General features: G+C 62.3%; 11 protein-coding genes and 5 pseudogenes. 8 read left to right on the top strand and 8 right to left on the bottom strand.

Annotated elements, in window-relative coordinates:
- Nucleotides 1-674: 674 nt before the first annotated feature.
- A pseudogene (locus HUW10_RS01215) lies at nt 675-869 on the bottom strand (IS5/IS1182 family transposase); the annotation flags it as partial.
- An 88-nt stretch (nt 870-957) separates the two neighbouring features.
- On the opposite strand from HUW10_RS01215, the pseudogene HUW10_RS01220 reads away from it, so the two are divergent.
- Nucleotides 958-1,269: pseudogene (locus tag HUW10_RS01220) on the top strand (transposase); the annotation flags it as partial.
- A gap of 24 nt (nt 1,270-1,293) precedes the next feature.
- On the opposite strand, the gene HUW10_RS01225 reads toward HUW10_RS01220, so the two are convergent.
- Nucleotides 1,294-2,100: an IS5 family transposase gene (locus tag HUW10_RS01225; RefSeq protein ID WP_174501863.1), complete on the bottom strand. Its 807-nt coding sequence runs from the start codon at nt 2,098-2,100 to the stop codon at nt 1,294-1,296.
- A 108-nt stretch (nt 2,101-2,208) separates the two neighbouring features.
- Here HUW10_RS01225 and HUW10_RS01230 point away from each other — a divergent pair.
- Nucleotides 2,209-3,147: pseudogene (locus tag HUW10_RS01230) on the top strand (IS701 family transposase); the annotation flags it as partial.
- 138 nt (nt 3,148-3,285) lie between these two features.
- Here the strand turns inward: HUW10_RS01230 and HUW10_RS01235 are convergent.
- Both HUW10_RS01235 and HUW10_RS01240 read right to left on the bottom strand, forming a co-directional pair.
- Complete coding sequence (locus tag HUW10_RS01235) at nt 3,286-3,804, bottom strand: transposase (protein ID WP_255540007.1); 519 nt, start codon at nt 3,802-3,804, stop codon at nt 3,286-3,288.
- A 66-nt stretch (nt 3,805-3,870) separates the two neighbouring features.
- Nucleotides 3,871-5,079 carry an IS256 family transposase gene (locus HUW10_RS01240; RefSeq protein ID WP_011930484.1) on the bottom strand — a complete coding sequence of 403 codons (1,209 nt, stop codon included), beginning with the start codon at nt 5,077-5,079 and terminating at the stop codon, nt 3,871-3,873.
- A gap of 434 nt (nt 5,080-5,513) precedes the next feature.
- On the opposite strand from HUW10_RS01240, the gene HUW10_RS01245 reads away from it, so the two are divergent.
- The gene (locus tag HUW10_RS01245; RefSeq protein WP_011930454.1) at nt 5,514-6,767 is read left to right on the top strand and encodes an ISL3 family transposase; all 1,254 of its coding nucleotides are present in this window, start codon (nt 5,514-5,516) and stop codon (nt 6,765-6,767) included.
- A gap of 543 nt (nt 6,768-7,310) precedes the next feature.
- On the opposite strand, the gene HUW10_RS01250 is transcribed toward HUW10_RS01245, so the two are convergent.
- The 3 genes and pseudogenes from HUW10_RS01250 to HUW10_RS01260 form a co-directional block, all read right to left on the bottom strand.
- Nucleotides 7,311-8,327 (bottom strand): IS110 family transposase, encoded by a 1,017-nt coding sequence (locus HUW10_RS01250; protein ID WP_011930538.1) that lies wholly within the window; start codon nt 8,325-8,327, stop codon nt 7,311-7,313.
- Nucleotides 8,328-8,660: 333 nt separating this feature from the next.
- Complete coding sequence (locus HUW10_RS01255; protein ID WP_011930539.1) at nt 8,661-9,701, bottom strand: IS110 family transposase; 1,041 nt, start codon at nt 9,699-9,701, stop codon at nt 8,661-8,663.
- Nucleotides 9,702-10,424: 723 nt separating this feature from the next.
- A pseudogene (locus tag HUW10_RS01260) lies at nt 10,425-11,150 on the bottom strand (transposase); the annotation flags it as partial.
- A 390-nt stretch (nt 11,151-11,540) separates the two neighbouring features.
- Between HUW10_RS01260 and HUW10_RS01265 the strand changes: the two are divergent.
- Nucleotides 11,541-11,789, top strand: a complete 249-nt coding sequence (locus HUW10_RS01265) for a hypothetical protein (RefSeq protein ID WP_155856277.1) — start codon at nt 11,541-11,543, stop codon at nt 11,787-11,789.
- A gap of 288 nt (nt 11,790-12,077) precedes the next feature.
- On the opposite strand, the pseudogene HUW10_RS01270 reads toward HUW10_RS01265, so the two are convergent.
- Nucleotides 12,078-12,332 (bottom strand): annotated as a pseudogene (locus HUW10_RS01270) (transposase); the annotation flags it as partial.
- Nucleotides 12,333-12,817: 485 nt separating this feature from the next.
- Between HUW10_RS01270 and HUW10_RS01275 the strand changes: the two are divergent.
- The 4 genes from HUW10_RS01275 (at nt 12,818) to HUW10_RS01290 (ending at nt 14,375) form a co-directional block, all read left to right on the top strand.
- Nucleotides 12,818-13,060, top strand: a complete 243-nt coding sequence (locus HUW10_RS01275) for a YMGG-like glycine zipper-containing protein (protein WP_043508773.1) — start codon at nt 12,818-12,820, stop codon at nt 13,058-13,060.
- A 51-nt stretch (nt 13,061-13,111) separates the two neighbouring features.
- Nucleotides 13,112-13,450, top strand: coding sequence for a hypothetical protein (locus HUW10_RS01280; RefSeq protein ID WP_011930511.1), 339 nt, complete (start codon nt 13,112-13,114; stop codon nt 13,448-13,450).
- A gap of 13 nt (nt 13,451-13,463) precedes the next feature.
- Entirely contained in the window at nt 13,464-13,688 is a 225-nt protein-coding gene (locus HUW10_RS01285) for a hypothetical protein (RefSeq protein ID WP_043508772.1), read from the top strand.
- A 129-nt stretch (nt 13,689-13,817) separates the two neighbouring features.
- Nucleotides 13,818-14,375: a helix-turn-helix domain-containing protein gene (locus tag HUW10_RS01290; RefSeq protein ID WP_011930509.1), complete on the top strand. Its 558-nt coding sequence runs from the start codon at nt 13,818-13,820 to the stop codon at nt 14,373-14,375.
- Nucleotides 14,376-14,693: the final 318 nt, after the last annotated feature.

Consider the following 14,693-nt stretch of genomic DNA (forward strand, 5'->3'; position numbering starts at 1 on the left):
ATAGTCGGCGGGTGGTATGCACCCAGTTCTGAGGAACAAAAACTTACTCGTCGGTCTGGTTTTAAGCCGACAGCGCACTAGTGGGCACGCAGATGTAGCGCCGATTGTTTCGGCTTCAGTGCCAAAAAAATTGTCGACCGCTGCGTGGGTTTGTCGCAATTCAGATCAGGGGCAACAAGGCAGGCGGATCGCGGTAGGCGTGGTCTACTCGACGGTGTCGATCGGTTGTCCCGGGGGCACTTAGCCATCGCAGTATGTGCTTTGTGGGCCCGTGTAGCCTACCGGAACAAATCTGAAGATTTGGCTGCATCTTGTCTAATTCCTGGTGGGTCCACTGGCGGGATTGTGCGCGGTTGGATCGCCGGACAACTGGCTTACGATGTGGTCGTTTCCGCAACGTCTGTATGACTGATCATCAGCGTCGACACTGCCGATTCCGCAAGCGACGTCGTCATCATGGCGGATACTCCCGAAACACCGTTTCGAAGGCGATCGCTCGCGTGTTCAATTTTATAGAATAGATGATTCGCGCCGACACTGATAGTATCGGAAATTACTTAGTGTCCGTCCGCAAACAAACTGAGTCGGCAGAGTCGGTTATGCGCCGCAGGGTCTTGCGTCGTCTGAATCACTTGTGATTCGTAAGCGAGGCGTGGCGGCCCTTCTTCGATGGTGATGGTACGGATGAACCGGCCGAATCTGTTCTTCTGATGGGCGAAGACGTGTTCGACATGGGCGCGGATCGACGATTTCGCGCCATTGGCCCGCGCGACATGTCGCGGCATCGGCTTGCCGGCCGGCTTGCGCCGGTGAATGCGGCTGCCCAACATCGGTGATGGCAGCCATTTCTCGTTTGTCTGCGGGCGATAGCACTACTTTGGCAGAAATCTGATTTTTAGGATTCCCATGGCACGGATTGCGTGATTCATGGGGAGCCAGCTTTGATGGAGGCTGGCGATGGACGAGGACTGGCAGGGAGATCTGGAGCGGTGGCTTGCCCCTTATCTGAAAGGTCTGGGCAACAAGACGCGACGACGGATGTGCCCGGCTTATATCGCCGGCTTGATCGGGCCGGGTGATCGCAAAAGCATCCAGCCCATGGCGGCCCGGTCGGACGCCATTTCCTATGACCGGCTGCATCATTTCATCGGGGCTGGTCTGTGGGACAGCGCGCCACTGGAAGCGACCTTGTGGGACCAAGCGGATAAATTGGTTGGTGGCAATGAAGCCTGGCTGATCATCGACGACACCGCCTTGCCCAAGAAGGGTAAGAGTCCATTTCGAATCGGATTATTAACGAGCCAATCTGCGTAGCAGGAGAATGCTGGACGCGGCGTAGAGGAAGGCCTCGACACTCTCGATAGTGGCTTCGAAATCCTTTGCCAGCCGCCTGTTGCGATTGATCCAGGCGAAGAACCGTTCGACGACCCAGCGTCGAGCGATGACGGCGAAGCCGACCTGGTTGTTGGCCTTGCGCACCACCTCGATGCGGATCGGGCTGGCGTCGGCGACACGGGGCCCGGCATAGCCGCCATCTGCGTAGCCCAGCGCCACAAACGGCCAACTCGCACGCGACGCACGGAGCAGCGGTCCAGCCCCGTCACGATCCTGGATGGCCGCCGAATGGGCCTGCAGCTTGAGCGCCCGGCCGTCGGTATCGACCATGGCGTGCCGCTTGCGCCCCTTGATCTTCTTTCCAGCATCGTACCCCCGCGTGCCGCCACTCTCTGTCGTCTTGACGCTTTGACTGTCGATCACGGCCGCCGTCGGACTGGCCTCGCGACCCACCCTCTCGCGGTCGCGCATCACCAGATGGTGGTTGATCCGCTCCCAGGTGCCGTCGTCGCGGAACCGGGCAAACCAGCGATACGCCGTGGGCCACGGCGGAAAGTCCTTCGGCAGCAGGCTCCAGGCAATCCCACCACGCAAGACGTAGAAGATCGCGTTGACAATCTCGCGCATCTCCCACTTCCGATGCCGGCCGCATGGGCTCGGCGCGGGCAGGAACGGCGACAGGAGCAACCACTCCGCGTCGGTCACGTCACTTCCATAGCGCAGTCCGGTGCGGCTATGCTGCGCACGGGTGGTTGGCGTCCACATGGTGTCTCCGGCAAGGCTTCGAACACCTGCCCGGAATCACATTTGGCCCAACCATCCAACCCCTCATCAAAAACGTTCCGACCCCATTCCGAAATGGCCTCTAAGGCCTCGGTTGGCGTCGCGCCGCAATATGCTACGGCGCTCGGCAAGAATGCCAACTGTCAGACGCTGGTGTCGGTGACGCTGGCTTCGGGCGCAGTTCCGCTCATGCTGAGCTTGCGGTTATTTCTGCCGGAAAGCTGGACGAGCGATATCGCGCGCATGGACAAGGCGGGCGTGCCTGCCTGTTTCCAGGAATACCGCACAAAGCCCGAGATCGCGATCGAGGAGATCGATCGCGTCATCGCTGCCGGCGTGCGCTTCGGCTGTGTGCTGGCCGATGCCGGTTACGGGCTGTCGGCTCCGTTCCGGCAGGCGCTGAGTACACGCGGCCTTTGCTGGGCTGTCGGCATCCCCCGGCACCAGAAGGTCTATCCGGCGGATGTGCAGCTGATCTTCCCGGTCGCAGGCCGCGGTCGCCCACGGGTGCGTCATGTGCCCGACGTCAAATCCATGGCGGCACAAGCGATGCTCGAAGGCGCGAAGTGGCGGCAGCTCGGTTGGCGCAAGGGAACAAAGGGGCGTCTGACAGCCCGCTTTGCCGCCATGAGGGTACGCATTGCTGATGGCGCGCCCCAGCGAATCGGTTCTGCCGGTGCCCAGCACATGCCGGGAGAGGAAGCCTGGCTGGTGGGTGAGCATCGCTCGAATGGCGAACGAAAATACTATCTCTCGAACCTGCCTGCCGACACCCCGATCAGAGCTCTGGCTGGCGCCATCAAGGCGCGCTGGATCTGCGAGCAGGCCCATCAGCAACTCAAAGAGGAACTCGGCTTGGACCACTTCGAGGGCCGATCCTGGACTGGCCTCCACCGCCATGCCCTGATGACGATGATGGCCTACGCCTTCTTGCAATCCCGAAGGCTCGCTCAGGCGGGACGGAAAAAAAAGAGTCCCCGGTCCGCCTCCCCAACCCACCCTGCCAGCAGTGCGCCAAGCCATCCTTGACCGTCTTTCTCGCTCACCGCCGCGGCATTGCCCTCATTGCGGATGTAGCCTCATCGGACATCACAACAAACTTCTGCCAAAGTAGTGATAGGCACTGTCCGCCCAAACCTCCGAAGAGGAATTCTGTGTGCTCACCAGTCATGACAGCATCCTCCCATCCGGCTGCGCGGCCGAGGTCACAGCACTCTCGTGGATGAAGCCGAAGCGCCGGTCGATGGCGATGTGGGATTTGTAGCCGAACACCGGCAGCGCAATCTGGGGCAGTGGCGTGCCGTCCGGCCGATACCGGATCTTGCCACCAATTTTCAGCGTCCACCGGGCATCCGTGTCCTTCTGGGCCGCCTTGTTCTGCTCATTCGGCCAGATCTCACGGGCCGTCTTGCCAGCCTTGATCGCTTCCTTCTCCGCGTCCGTGTTCCGTTGCATCGGCACCAGCGACGCATTGACGATCTGGCCCGACATCGGGATGTAGCCCTTGTTCTGCAACCGCCAGTCGAACGCCCTCATCACTCGCTCCAGCGTGCCGGTCTCGGTCAGTTTGTTACGGAACAGCCGGATCGTGTTCTCATCCGGCGTCGGTACGCCAAGATCAAAGCGCAGGAAGCGCGTCCAGGACAGGCGGTCACGGATCATGAACTCCATCCTGGCATCGCTCAGATTGTGCTGGTCCGATAGCGTCCGTCAATGTGGTGGAAATTCTGGTGTAGCTGAAGCGGCCAATGGTCACGCGGCGACGGTGGAAATTCGTGGTGTATCGGCATCGATGGCGGGTGCCATGAGTTCGACCATTCCCTCGATCTGCATATAGCGGTTCTGTGTCTGCCATTCGTCGTTGGCCTCGAGCAGCACGGCCCCGATCAGGCGGATGATCGAACCTTCATTGGGAAAGATGCCGACGACATCGGCGCGGCGCTTGACCTCCTTGTTCAGGCGTTCGAGCGGGTTCGTCGAGTGAATTTTGGTTCGGTGCTGGGCGGGAAAGTCCATGTGCGCCAGCACGTCGGTTTCACTGTCGTCGATGAACGCGCCAAGTTTTGGCCATTTGCCCCGGAGCTGGTCGGCCACATGGCGCAGGGTCTGGCTGGCACTGACGCGATCCGGCTGGATAAACGCCTGACGCAACGCTGCAGACACCATGCTCTGCTGCCCCTTCGGCACATAGGACAAGGCGTTGCGCATCCAGTGAACGCGGCATCTTTGCCAGGATGCCCCCATCACCCGGCGGATCGCCGCCTTCAATCCTTCATGAGCATCGGAGATCACCAGTTTCACCTCACGCAACCCACGGCGGACCAAGCTCTTGAGAAAGGTCGACCAGAAGGTCTCCGCCTCGGACGGGCCGATGTGCAGGCCGACGATCTCGCGCCGACCGTCGGTGTTCACCGCCACTGCGATTATCGCTGCAACTGAGACGATCCGCCCACCTTCGCGCTGCTTGAGATAGGTCGCATCCAACCACAGATACGGCCACTCGCCGGCGAGTGGCCGGTCGAGGAAGGCGTTCACCCTCTCATCGATGTCCTTGCACAGTTTCGAGACCGTGCTCTTGCTGATCCCCGTCAGCCCCATGGCCTGCACCAGCTCGTCTACCCGCCGGGTCGAGACGCCGCCAATCCAGGCTTCCTGGATGACCGCGGCCAGCGCCTTCTCCGAGGTCCGGCGAGCTTCCAGGAACGGCGGGAAGTAGCTCCCCTGCCGCAGCTTCGGGATCCGAAGCTGCAAGCTGCCAAGCCGCGTGTCCAATGCGCGTTCCCGGTAGCCGTTGCGATAGGTCGCGCGCTCGCCGCTGCGCTCGTAGCGGCTGGCGCCGATCAGCCCATCCACATCCGTCTCCATCAGCAGTTGAACCACCGCCTCCGCAACGCTGCGCAGAAAATCGCCGTCCCCGGCTTTGGCCAGTAGCTCAGCCAGTGGTAATCTATCTTCGGTCATCGGGTTCTCCAGGCTTCAGGTTGAAGTCTCGCAACTCCACCATAGCCGACTGATCCGATGGCCACCTCAAACTACACCGTTACAGGGCCCAAAAGTGCCTCCTCGACGCCGCGAGTGGAACTTCGGCGGTTCCTGAAAGTGGCGTGACCACCACCGCAGGTAGCAGCCCTGCCACGCTGGGGCCAGTTTCTTGGTTCGGCTGGAGTGCCGTTTCTTCGTCCCGGCCTGATCGTGCGCGGGGCGTCGTGCACAGCCGCGGTCAAGAATGGCCGCAGGCCATCGCGTAGCGACGCGCAGCGTTCTTGACGGCGGCGAGCACGGCGCCAGTCTTGAGGCAGACGGGCCGAGCAGCCGCATCCCGCAGTCCGATCGCGCATTGGCGCGGCATGCGGTGCCAGCCCGCACGGGACACTCTGATTGCGCGGAGCACCGCCATGGCAAGCAGCGACATCTTCACCCTCGGCCTCGGACTGACCCCACCCTGGCGCGTGGTCGACCAGCGGTTGGAAACCGACTACCAGCCGCATGAGTTGCATCTGGCCGTCGCCGCCGACCCAGGCGCCCGCTTCCCCTGCCCAACCTGCGGCCGGCTGTGCAAACCGCACGACTGGAAGGAACTGAGCTGGCGGCACCTCAACTTCTTTCAGCACGCCTGCATCATCGAGGCCCGTGTGCCACGCACCGACTGTCCGGAGCACGGCGTACTCCGCATTGCTGTGCCTTGGGCACGTCCCGACAGCGGCTTCACGCTGTTGTTCGAGCAGGCCGCGCTGGCTCTGATGCGCGAGATGCCGGTTGCCGCTGCCGCGCGCATCATCGGCGTCACCGACCAGCGGCTGTGGCGCATTCTGCGGTACTATGTCGGCCGGGCGATCGAGCGGCTCGATCTCAGCGGGGTCGAGGCGATCGCACTCGACGAAACCGCGGCCAAGCGAGGCCACAGCTACGTCACCGTGTTCATTGACCTCGATGCGGCCGAGCGCCCGGTGCTGTTCGTCACCCCCGGAAAGGGTAAGGAATGCATGACCGCCTTCCGGGCCTTCCTGGCGGAGCACGGCGGCGAGGCCCGCCGCATCGCCGAGGTGGTGTGTGACATGTCGGCGGCCTTCCTTGCTGCTGCGGCGGAGAGCTTCCCGCAGGCCTCGGTCACCGTGGACTGGTTCCACGTCGTGCAGATCTTCACCACCGCGGTCGAGCAGGTGCGGCGCGCCGAGGCGCATCAGCACAACCTGCCCAAGGGGGTACGCTGGGCCACGTTGAAGCGACCGGAAAACCTGACCATGGCCCAGCGGCAGGCGCTCGACCAGTTGGAGAACAGCGGCTTCGCCACAGCCGAAGCCTATCGCGCCAAGGAGATGCTGCGCTGGGTTCGCCTGGCCGCAACGCCACAGGCCGCGCGCTGGCGGCTGACCAACTTCCTCAACCACGTCACCGCCCGGCTGGACGATCCCGACCACCTGCTCGATCCTGTTCGACAGGCCGTCGATACCGTACGGCGCAATGCCAAGCGGATCATTCGACGCTGGAAGTCAGGCCATTCCAATGCCCGCCTCGAAGCGCTCAATGGGCTGTTCCAGGCAGCCCGCGCTCGCGCCCGAGGCTATCGCAACACCGCTACCTTCGCGTGCATCATCTACCTGCTCGGCGCGCCCATCAACGCCATGCTCGACGTCTTCCATTCCACTTGAGACGTCGAAGAGCCCCAAAAGTCCACCACGACCCCGGACACTACCGCTGGTCCCGAAGGATCGGCGCCTTGAACATCGAAACAGGATTGAAGGGAGGACGGCCGCACGTGGCTCCGGCGCCGTAACCCAGCCATTCAACCAGCCAGCCACGGAAATGCTAGAAATCGACCTGCGCCTCCAGAACCTCCAGCGGGTCCCCAGTCTTGCTCAGACGCTCAATATGCTCCGAAAGCCCGAATAGCGACCACGCCTCCATCCACCCGCCCCAAGTCACGACCGCCTCTGTCGCGCGACATGTGTGGACGGCCCGCGGGGTTCAAGTGGACGGCGGGAAGATTTGGGGGCGGTTCGACTGCGGTAATGTGTCCGGCCTCTTGATGCGGCATCACGGCCGCCGGCCCAGATGGGTTCCGCGAATGGCATTCCAAAACAATCAACCGGCATTTGAGATGCCTTTGTCGCGCACTGGATGTGTGCCATTCGTCGGATCGACCGATCGTCATCTTCTCCTAACGCCCTTGAACCCCGGCACCGGTGCGTGGATCAGGCCGAGGCCGGCTGATGCCGGTAAGCCTCACCACGCGCCATCATCGCCCAGATGATCCGGGCGACTTTGTTGGCCAGAGCGACCGCCGCGACTTTCCGTGGCCTGCGCTCCAGCAGTCCCAGCAGCCAAGCGGTGGCCGACCGCCGCCCTGGCTTGGCGACGCGGATCAATGCCGTTGCCCCCACCACTAGCAGCTGTCGGAACCTCTCATTGCCGGCTTTACTAATCCGCCCCAGGCGATGTTTGCCCCCCGTGGAATGCTCCCGTGGCGTCAACCCGAGCCAGGCCGCGAAATGCCGCCCGCTCTCGAAGTTCGCCGGGTTGACCGACAGCGCCATGGTGATCGCGGTGATCGGTCCGACACCGGGGATCGCCCAAAGTCGCTGGCTGACCGGACTTCCCTTGTGCTGCTCGAGGAGTTGTCGGTCGACTGCCACGATCTTCGCATCAAGATCGGCGACGTGCCGACCCATTTCAGCGAACATCGCCTTCGCAATCTCCGGGATCGTCGGCTCGGCCGCCAGGGCAGCGAGCAGCGCTTCGACATTTCCTTTGCCTTTGGCCGCGACGATACCGAACTCCGCCGCGTGCCCGCGGAGCACGTTGATCGTCTGGGTCCGCTGCCCAACCAGCATTTCTCGATGCTTGACTATGACCGCCGCGGCTTGCTCCGCCACCGTCTTCACCGGCACCAACGGCATCGTCGGCCGAGACGCCGCCTCGCTGATGGCCTCAGCATCGTTGCGATCATTCTTGCCGCGTTTGACGAAAGGCTTCACGTATTGCGGCGGGATCAGCTTCACCAGGTGGCCCAAGGCGATAAGCCGCCGGCGCCAGTGGTGCGCCCCGGCACAGGCTTCGAGCGCCACCTCGGTCGGCGCCAGCCGGGCGAAGAACCGCTCGATCTGCGCGCGCCGGAGGTCGTGGCGCAAAACCGGTCGTTCTTTCTCGTCCACCGCGTGGATCGTGAAAGCATGCTTGGACGTGTCGATCGAAATCCGCTTGCATTCCATCTGGCGGCCCTTTCATCGGATTGGTTATTCGACCCTACCTTGGCACATTCGATGCCGGCGGGCCTCAGTGAACGTATGGCCCGCCCCGTCCGCAAGGGGTGATTTTCATCTGGCTCTAATCAGTCTGCTTCAACGTATCCGGTCTCGGGTTTCGAACCCGGCCAAGATGGAGATCCGCGCGGCCTGATCCTCATAATCACGCCGGCCTCGGAGGCCGTTCAATGAGTCAGGTTTTCAAGCCGCCGTTCGACTGTCAGGCCATCTTCCTTTCACCTCACGCAGACATCGACTGCCCTTTCGCGCCCAACTGTGAGCGCTGTTCGGGCGATTCCGTCATGCGGCCGCAGCCGCCGCTTCGAATTGGGCGTCGTAATTGCAACCGTGCGCCAAAACGGCCCATGCGATCCGAGCCAGCTTCGCGGCCAGCGCGACTACGACCACGTTCTTATGAGCTCGATCGAGCAATCCCCGCGCCCAGCGGCCCAACGGCGTATCGCGTTCGACAAGATAAGGCAGCGCCGCTCGTGCGCCATGGATCAAGTTCTTCCGCAAATAACGATTGCCGCGTTTGCTGATGCCGAGCAGGCGCGGTTTTCCTCCCGTTGTCATTTGCCGTGGAACGAGCCCCAGCCACGCCGCCATGTCTCGCCCACGTTTGAATGCCTGCGCCTCGCCGACCGCCGCCGCCAGCGCCGTAGCGTTTATCGTTCCAATTCCTGGGATTTTGGTCAAACGTCGCACAGCCACGTCGTCACGAGCCAACTGAACGAACTCGGCGTCGAAGCCGGTGATCCTCTGGTCGAGTGAACGCCATTCCGCCCGAAGATCTTCGATCAACGTCCGGATGCGCGGGCTCAACGCGGCAAAACCGCCATCTTCGGCCAATGTCTCAAGCTCGGCTTCCAGTTTCCTCCGGCCTTGCGGAACGACGATCCCTCGCTCCAGCAGCAACGCCCGCAAGTGATTGATCAGCGCCGTCCGTTCCGAGACGAGACGCTCCCGGGCTCGGTGCAAAGCCTGGAGATCAGATTGGTCCTGGCTCTTCACCGGCACGAAACGCATCGTTGGCCGCGTCGCAGCCTCTGCGATCGCCTCCGCGTCGAGATCATCGTTCTTCTGCGCCTTCACGTACGGACGGACATATTCCGGCGACATCAGCCGCACCTCATGGCCCCGCGCGGCGAAAATCCGCCCGAGGTGATGAGCGCCGCAACATGCTTCCATTGCCACAATGCACGACCCAAGCTCGCCAACGAAACTTTCCAACGTTCCCCGCCGAAGTCTCCGCCTCAAAACAACCCGGCCGGCGGCGTCCATGCCCACCACGCTGCAAGAGTTCTTCCCAAGATCGATGCCGAGAATCATGATATCCATCGGTCTGCTCCTCTCTCCAAACCAGCGGCGATACTACCCGATCGCCACGAGAGGGGCGGGCCATCCCATAATCACGAATTCTACAACCTTCACAGGGTTAATGCGGGTGTCCAGCTGCGAAGGTTGAGTAGTTTCCGACTCTCCCCGCGCCGGCATACATTCCCGATAAATGTTCCACTCTATTCTCTGCGTCTCAAAACAATTGTGGCCAACGGCCTGTGGAAGGGGCGTCCACGATCCAGCAAATGCGGGGCACACCCGACACCCGTGTTGCTCAGTCGAATAATCACTGTGGGATATCAGAAAGGGATTGAAGCCATGTATATCGGCGGTGGACTTCTGGGACTGGTAGTGCTGGTTGTGATTATCGTTCTCGTATTGCGTGTCATGTAATAGCCTTGCACAATGATACCGACTCGCGGGGGATTCCTCAGGACTGTTCAACGCTAATTTCTGAGCCGGGGTGAGTCCGATGCGAAACACCGCGGTGCCAACTGATTTTCTGGGGAATATAGGGGTTACCGACCGGCGGGGTTTCGGATTCTTGGGAAGGCGACCGATTCGGAAGTTGCAGTGCCCACGTGCAGTCCGTTGCTTGATATCCTGGCGGAAGTCCCGGATCTGCGCTGCGCGGAAGGGAAGCTCTACAAGCTGCCGCGTGTCCTGCTGTTCTCTATCCTGGCGATCATCAGCGGGAGCAACTCGTATCGCGGCAGAAAGGGCGGTCTTCTGAGTATGATTGATCTGGTCGACGGCGGCGCTGAAGCTTGCGGCAACCACTACGCCGACACCCGGACGGGTTATCAGCAACCGACATGTCGGGTCGGCCTTGACCGCGGCCATCAGCTTGCGGTCCAGTACGGCGATCTGATCGCGGACGGCGCGCCAGGCCGCAAGCAACGGCTCGACCACGCCGGCGACCTCGGGCCGGCCCTCCAGCGCGATGCGCACCTTCGCTTCGAAGACGCATCCGGCCCCGCCTGTCGCCCTCAGCCCAAACGTCTTCAACGTGCTGCGGATCTGGTTCGACACATCGATTGAAATACCGATGAGTTGTGAACGGGCACCGACCAGACGGCGCATGGCGTGTGCGGCCCAGCCCTAAACACGAGCCTCCCGATACCAGCCAGTCCGGACCAACTGCGCCAAAGTTTCAGCGTCGGGTGCGTCAGTCTTGTTCCGCTGCGACGCTGTCGCCATGCGTGCATGGCGCGCATCGAGGCAGATCACCGGAAAACCGACATCCTTGAGCGAATGGTAGAGCCACGGCGCCAACTGTCCGGTCTCGAGCCCGACCCGAACGAGTTCGGGCGCATGCCGGCGCAGGGCCGCGGCGAGCACCTCCGGCTCGCTGGCCCTCTTGCCCCGCCAGACCAGCTTCCCGTAGTCGTCCACAACGTGAATGGCGGTGTCTTTGTCCGAAACGTCCAGTCCTGCGTAGTGCGCCATGATTGCCTCCCTGGGTTCCAACAAGCGGACCACCCGCTCGCATCGCGCCCCAGTTTGACAGATCAAACCGCCGGATCGCGATCACCGCATGGGGAACGCATCATTGCCTGGTTGAACCGATGCCAGGCCTGAGCATGGATTGGGAGTGCCTCAACCGAAACGCCCTGGCATTCATCCTCTGGGCCTCAATTCGGCTGATGCTACGAAGGCTCTGTCAGAACAGAATATCATCTTGGACCGACTCTAAGTGTGACGTCGGATAGTTGTCGATGTAAGTATTTCCCGAGCCTCCCGGGCAATGCGATGGTCTGATATCTTGAGTTTGTTCTTGGGCAAGCTATCATATGCCTCCCACGAACGGTAACCTTGGACCATTTCTGGAGAAGTCACATGACAATAGCGAATCCCGCCGCTGTGAGCCCCGGCACCCATCAATCGGCCCCCAATCATCCGGCGGCCGCCGTGCATATCGCTGCGGCATCGCATCACGCCGTAGCAGAACACCATCACCTCGAGGCCGCGCACCATCTCAACATGGGTGAGCACGAACCCGCAAAGCTGCATGCTGCCGCGGCCATGGCGCATTCAGAGAAGGCCCATGCCAAGACGGTTGAAGCGGCCAAACCACCTGCCAGATAGGTCTCGGTAAAGCTTACGAACTTTTCCGAGTGGCCGATCGTTCCTGAATTACCTGATCTGGCAATTCTCGGTATCATGTTTTTCGGAGCGGGCCTGCGGTGCCGAGACAGTCGATGCGGACAATAACAGGAACGATCGGCGCAGGAACTTGGGATCGCTGCATAGGGGCTGTCTGTCTAACACATGCATATCGCATATTCACACAGGTCGTGAATATGCGGCTGCGGATGCAACGTGACGATCAACTGGGTAGGCAGCCTCAACCGGACTCTTACTCACCAGTCTGTAATAGGCTACACTGGAGGCGAGGAAGAATGAGCGCACGAGTGCAGGTACTCGCTTGATGGCGGCGAGTTGGGCGTCGATCTTATCACGCAGCTTCTCACCCTTGCGCAGCGGATTCCTGGCCACGCCGGTGCGCTTCACATGGCTCCAGACCAACTTGTCCGGGTTCAGTTCCGGCGCGCAGCCTGGAAGGAAATGCAGCGTCAGACGCCCCGCGGTCGAGGCCACGTAGTCCTTGACCAGGCGCGTCTTGTGGGCAGAGCCTCGGAGAACCTCCTGCCTCAATGCATCTTAATCTCGTCGCCTGACCTCGTCAGGCTCCCCAAACCAGAGACGCCGCCACAGGCAATTTCCACACAATCCAAGACGCCAACGTTCTCGGCGAAGGTGACGTCTTGGACATAGTGGGAGGAATTTTCGACTGCGCCCACGGCGCACGCTGAGAAGGGCCCACTCCAAGACCGTCGAGGTGGACAAGACTCCGGCCAAATAGCCCACAATGCCGCGCCCCGGCTTTGCAAGGCTCGGTATCGCGCGCGCTCGGAAGCCTCGGCCACATTGGCGAGATCGGATTTCTTCCACTGGGAACTACGTAGATTCCGGTCCTGCATGATCGTTTCGCGGGTCGCCATGTTGAGCAGTGCGACTATCTCGGCATGCGCGTCAAACACCCGCCTACCGGCCAACACAGAGGTGCTGCGGACCCGACGCGCGACCATGGCGCGTCCATCAGGAGCTTTAGCATGAGATCGTATAGACTGGCTTGGTTCACCGTTGCCGCCGGAGCCGGGTTGCTACTCGGCGGCTGCGGCTATTCGCCGGGAGGCCGTGCCCTGTCCGGTGCTGCGATCGGCGCAGGGACGGGCGCGGTTGTCGGTTCGGTGACCGGCATCGGGCCGGGTGGTGGCGCGCTGATCGGCGGTGGCGTGGGTGCAGCCGTCGGCGGTCTCACCAGTCCGAGCACGATCAACCTCTCGCCCCGTTAACCGGAACCCGCCCAGGTGACGTTTAAACACCCTGAAAGCAGGAAAGAATCCATGAACCGCATTCAGGTTATCACGCCGCTCGGCGCCGGCCTCGCTCTGGCGACGGCTGGCGCGAACGCGCAGACGACGACCACAACATCCACCGCCCATACGCTACAGCCTACCGCGATGACGTGGACGCCGGTCATGCCGTCGCCGAGCGGCACGCTGAGCACGACCGAAACCAGCCGCAGCGTCGATGCGGCCGGGAATACGTCGCAATCGCGGAAGACGACCTATGGCAGCGAAGACGGTGCGGTCAGCCAGTCCACCAGCACCACCACGATTACACCTGTGCCACACACTAGCACCACGACCGACACAACGTCTCCATACTCGACCACGAAATGAACCGGAGGACATCATGCGATCGAACAAGACCACCGCGGCACGCATTCTGCTTGCCACGTGGATGAGCGGGGCCGTCCTGGTCCTCGCCGGCTGCGGTGGCGGTTCGCCGGACACCGCGACGACGACGACGACGCAACATACGAGCACCTCGACCACAGCGACCGCGGCGGCGCCGCCAATGCTGGGCGCGCCCGTGACCACGACCACGCAGACCACGCGCTCGACGACGATGGAGTAGCGCGATGGCGTGCGCCGCCACCGCGCTGCATGAGTAATTTCCGAGGCTGTCCGGCGAGCGGTCGGGTCTGCCAGATTGTAGGCTCGACCGCTCGCTTCGCGCGTGCCGTCAATAGGTGGGGTATGGAACATGGATGACAGAACAGGCCGTCCGCGCAACATAGTGTCATTGCAGGTCGCATCTCTCGACGCCCATATCGGCGGTCAGATCACGGCACGGCGCGCGGAAATTGGACTCTCTCGCCGGCAACTGGCGATGACACTGCGCGTGCCAGTGAGAGGGATCGCCGCCTACGAGCGCGGCATACAGCATGTCGCACCAGCGGACCTGTTCCGGTTAGCGCAGGCGCTCGGCGTGGACCTCGCCTATTTCTACACGGATTCGGCGTCCTCGCCGCAGGCGCCAAAGGCCGAAACCGGGTGTCCGGTCGGCGGTCGCGCCGCGGGCGGCGTCGGGCAGGCCGCCGTGGACATGCGCCAATATGACGATATCGACCAGATCGCCGATAGATTCAGTCGGATTCGGAATCCGGCAATTCGGCGATGCGTTACCCGGATGCTGGACAGCCTTGCCGAGCATGAGGTATCGAGTGTCACGGTCGGAGATGTCCGGACCGAGCCACTGATCTCCGCGTTCGAAGAGCTCGCCGAGTTGGCATATGCGCCGCCCTCGGCATCGCGCGGATGAGCGCGTCGCGCCGGCGCGCGTGCGCGTGAAGGCATGCCGAACCGGACGCCCGCCACGCGCCCTTCGCGGAACGCTCGGGCCGTGGCCTGGCGGGCCTCTCGCGGGCGTCGGAGCGTATATGTGTGCCCTACATTGGAGCCGCAGGTGGCGGCTGAGCTGGTCGCCGCGCCGGGGTATGCCGCGACCGCATCGTCGAACGCTTTGATGAAGTGTGATAAGCCTCCTCGAGACGCCCGCCCTGGCGCGGCCTCCACGGGGCGAGTACGCAGAGCCGGAGATGCGTAGTTTCCGAGCCTTCTATGGGAAGTGAGGCCCTGC

This window comes from Acidiphilium sp. C61 (genome assembly GCF_905116885.1).
Lineage (GTDB): Bacteria > Pseudomonadota > Alphaproteobacteria > Acetobacterales > Acetobacteraceae > Acidiphilium.

Coding starts and splice junctions, on each gene's coding strand:
- HUW10_RS01225 (WP_174501863.1), bottom strand. CDS start 2,100: ATGTGGACGCCAACCACCCGTGCGCAGCATAGCCGCACCGGACTGCGC.
- HUW10_RS01240 (WP_011930484.1), bottom strand. CDS start 5,079: ATGACCGAAGATAGATTACCACTGGCTGAGCTACTGGCCAAAGCCGGG.
- HUW10_RS01245 (WP_011930454.1), top strand. CDS start 5,514: ATGGCAAGCAGCGACATCTTCACCCTCGGCCTCGGACTGACCCCACCC.
- HUW10_RS01250 (WP_011930538.1), bottom strand. CDS start 8,327: ATGGAATGCAAGCGGATTTCGATCGACACGTCCAAGCATGCTTTCACG.
- HUW10_RS01255 (WP_011930539.1), bottom strand. CDS start 9,701: ATGGATATCATGATTCTCGGCATCGATCTTGGGAAGAACTCTTGCAGC.
- HUW10_RS01265 (WP_155856277.1), top strand. CDS start 11,541: ATGACAATAGCGAATCCCGCCGCTGTGAGCCCCGGCACCCATCAATCG.
- HUW10_RS01275 (WP_043508773.1), top strand. CDS start 12,818: ATGAGATCGTATAGACTGGCTTGGTTCACCGTTGCCGCCGGAGCCGGG.
- HUW10_RS01280 (WP_011930511.1), top strand. CDS start 13,112: ATGAACCGCATTCAGGTTATCACGCCGCTCGGCGCCGGCCTCGCTCTG.
- HUW10_RS01285 (WP_043508772.1), top strand. CDS start 13,464: ATGCGATCGAACAAGACCACCGCGGCACGCATTCTGCTTGCCACGTGG.
- HUW10_RS01290 (WP_011930509.1), top strand. CDS start 13,818: ATGGATGACAGAACAGGCCGTCCGCGCAACATAGTGTCATTGCAGGTC.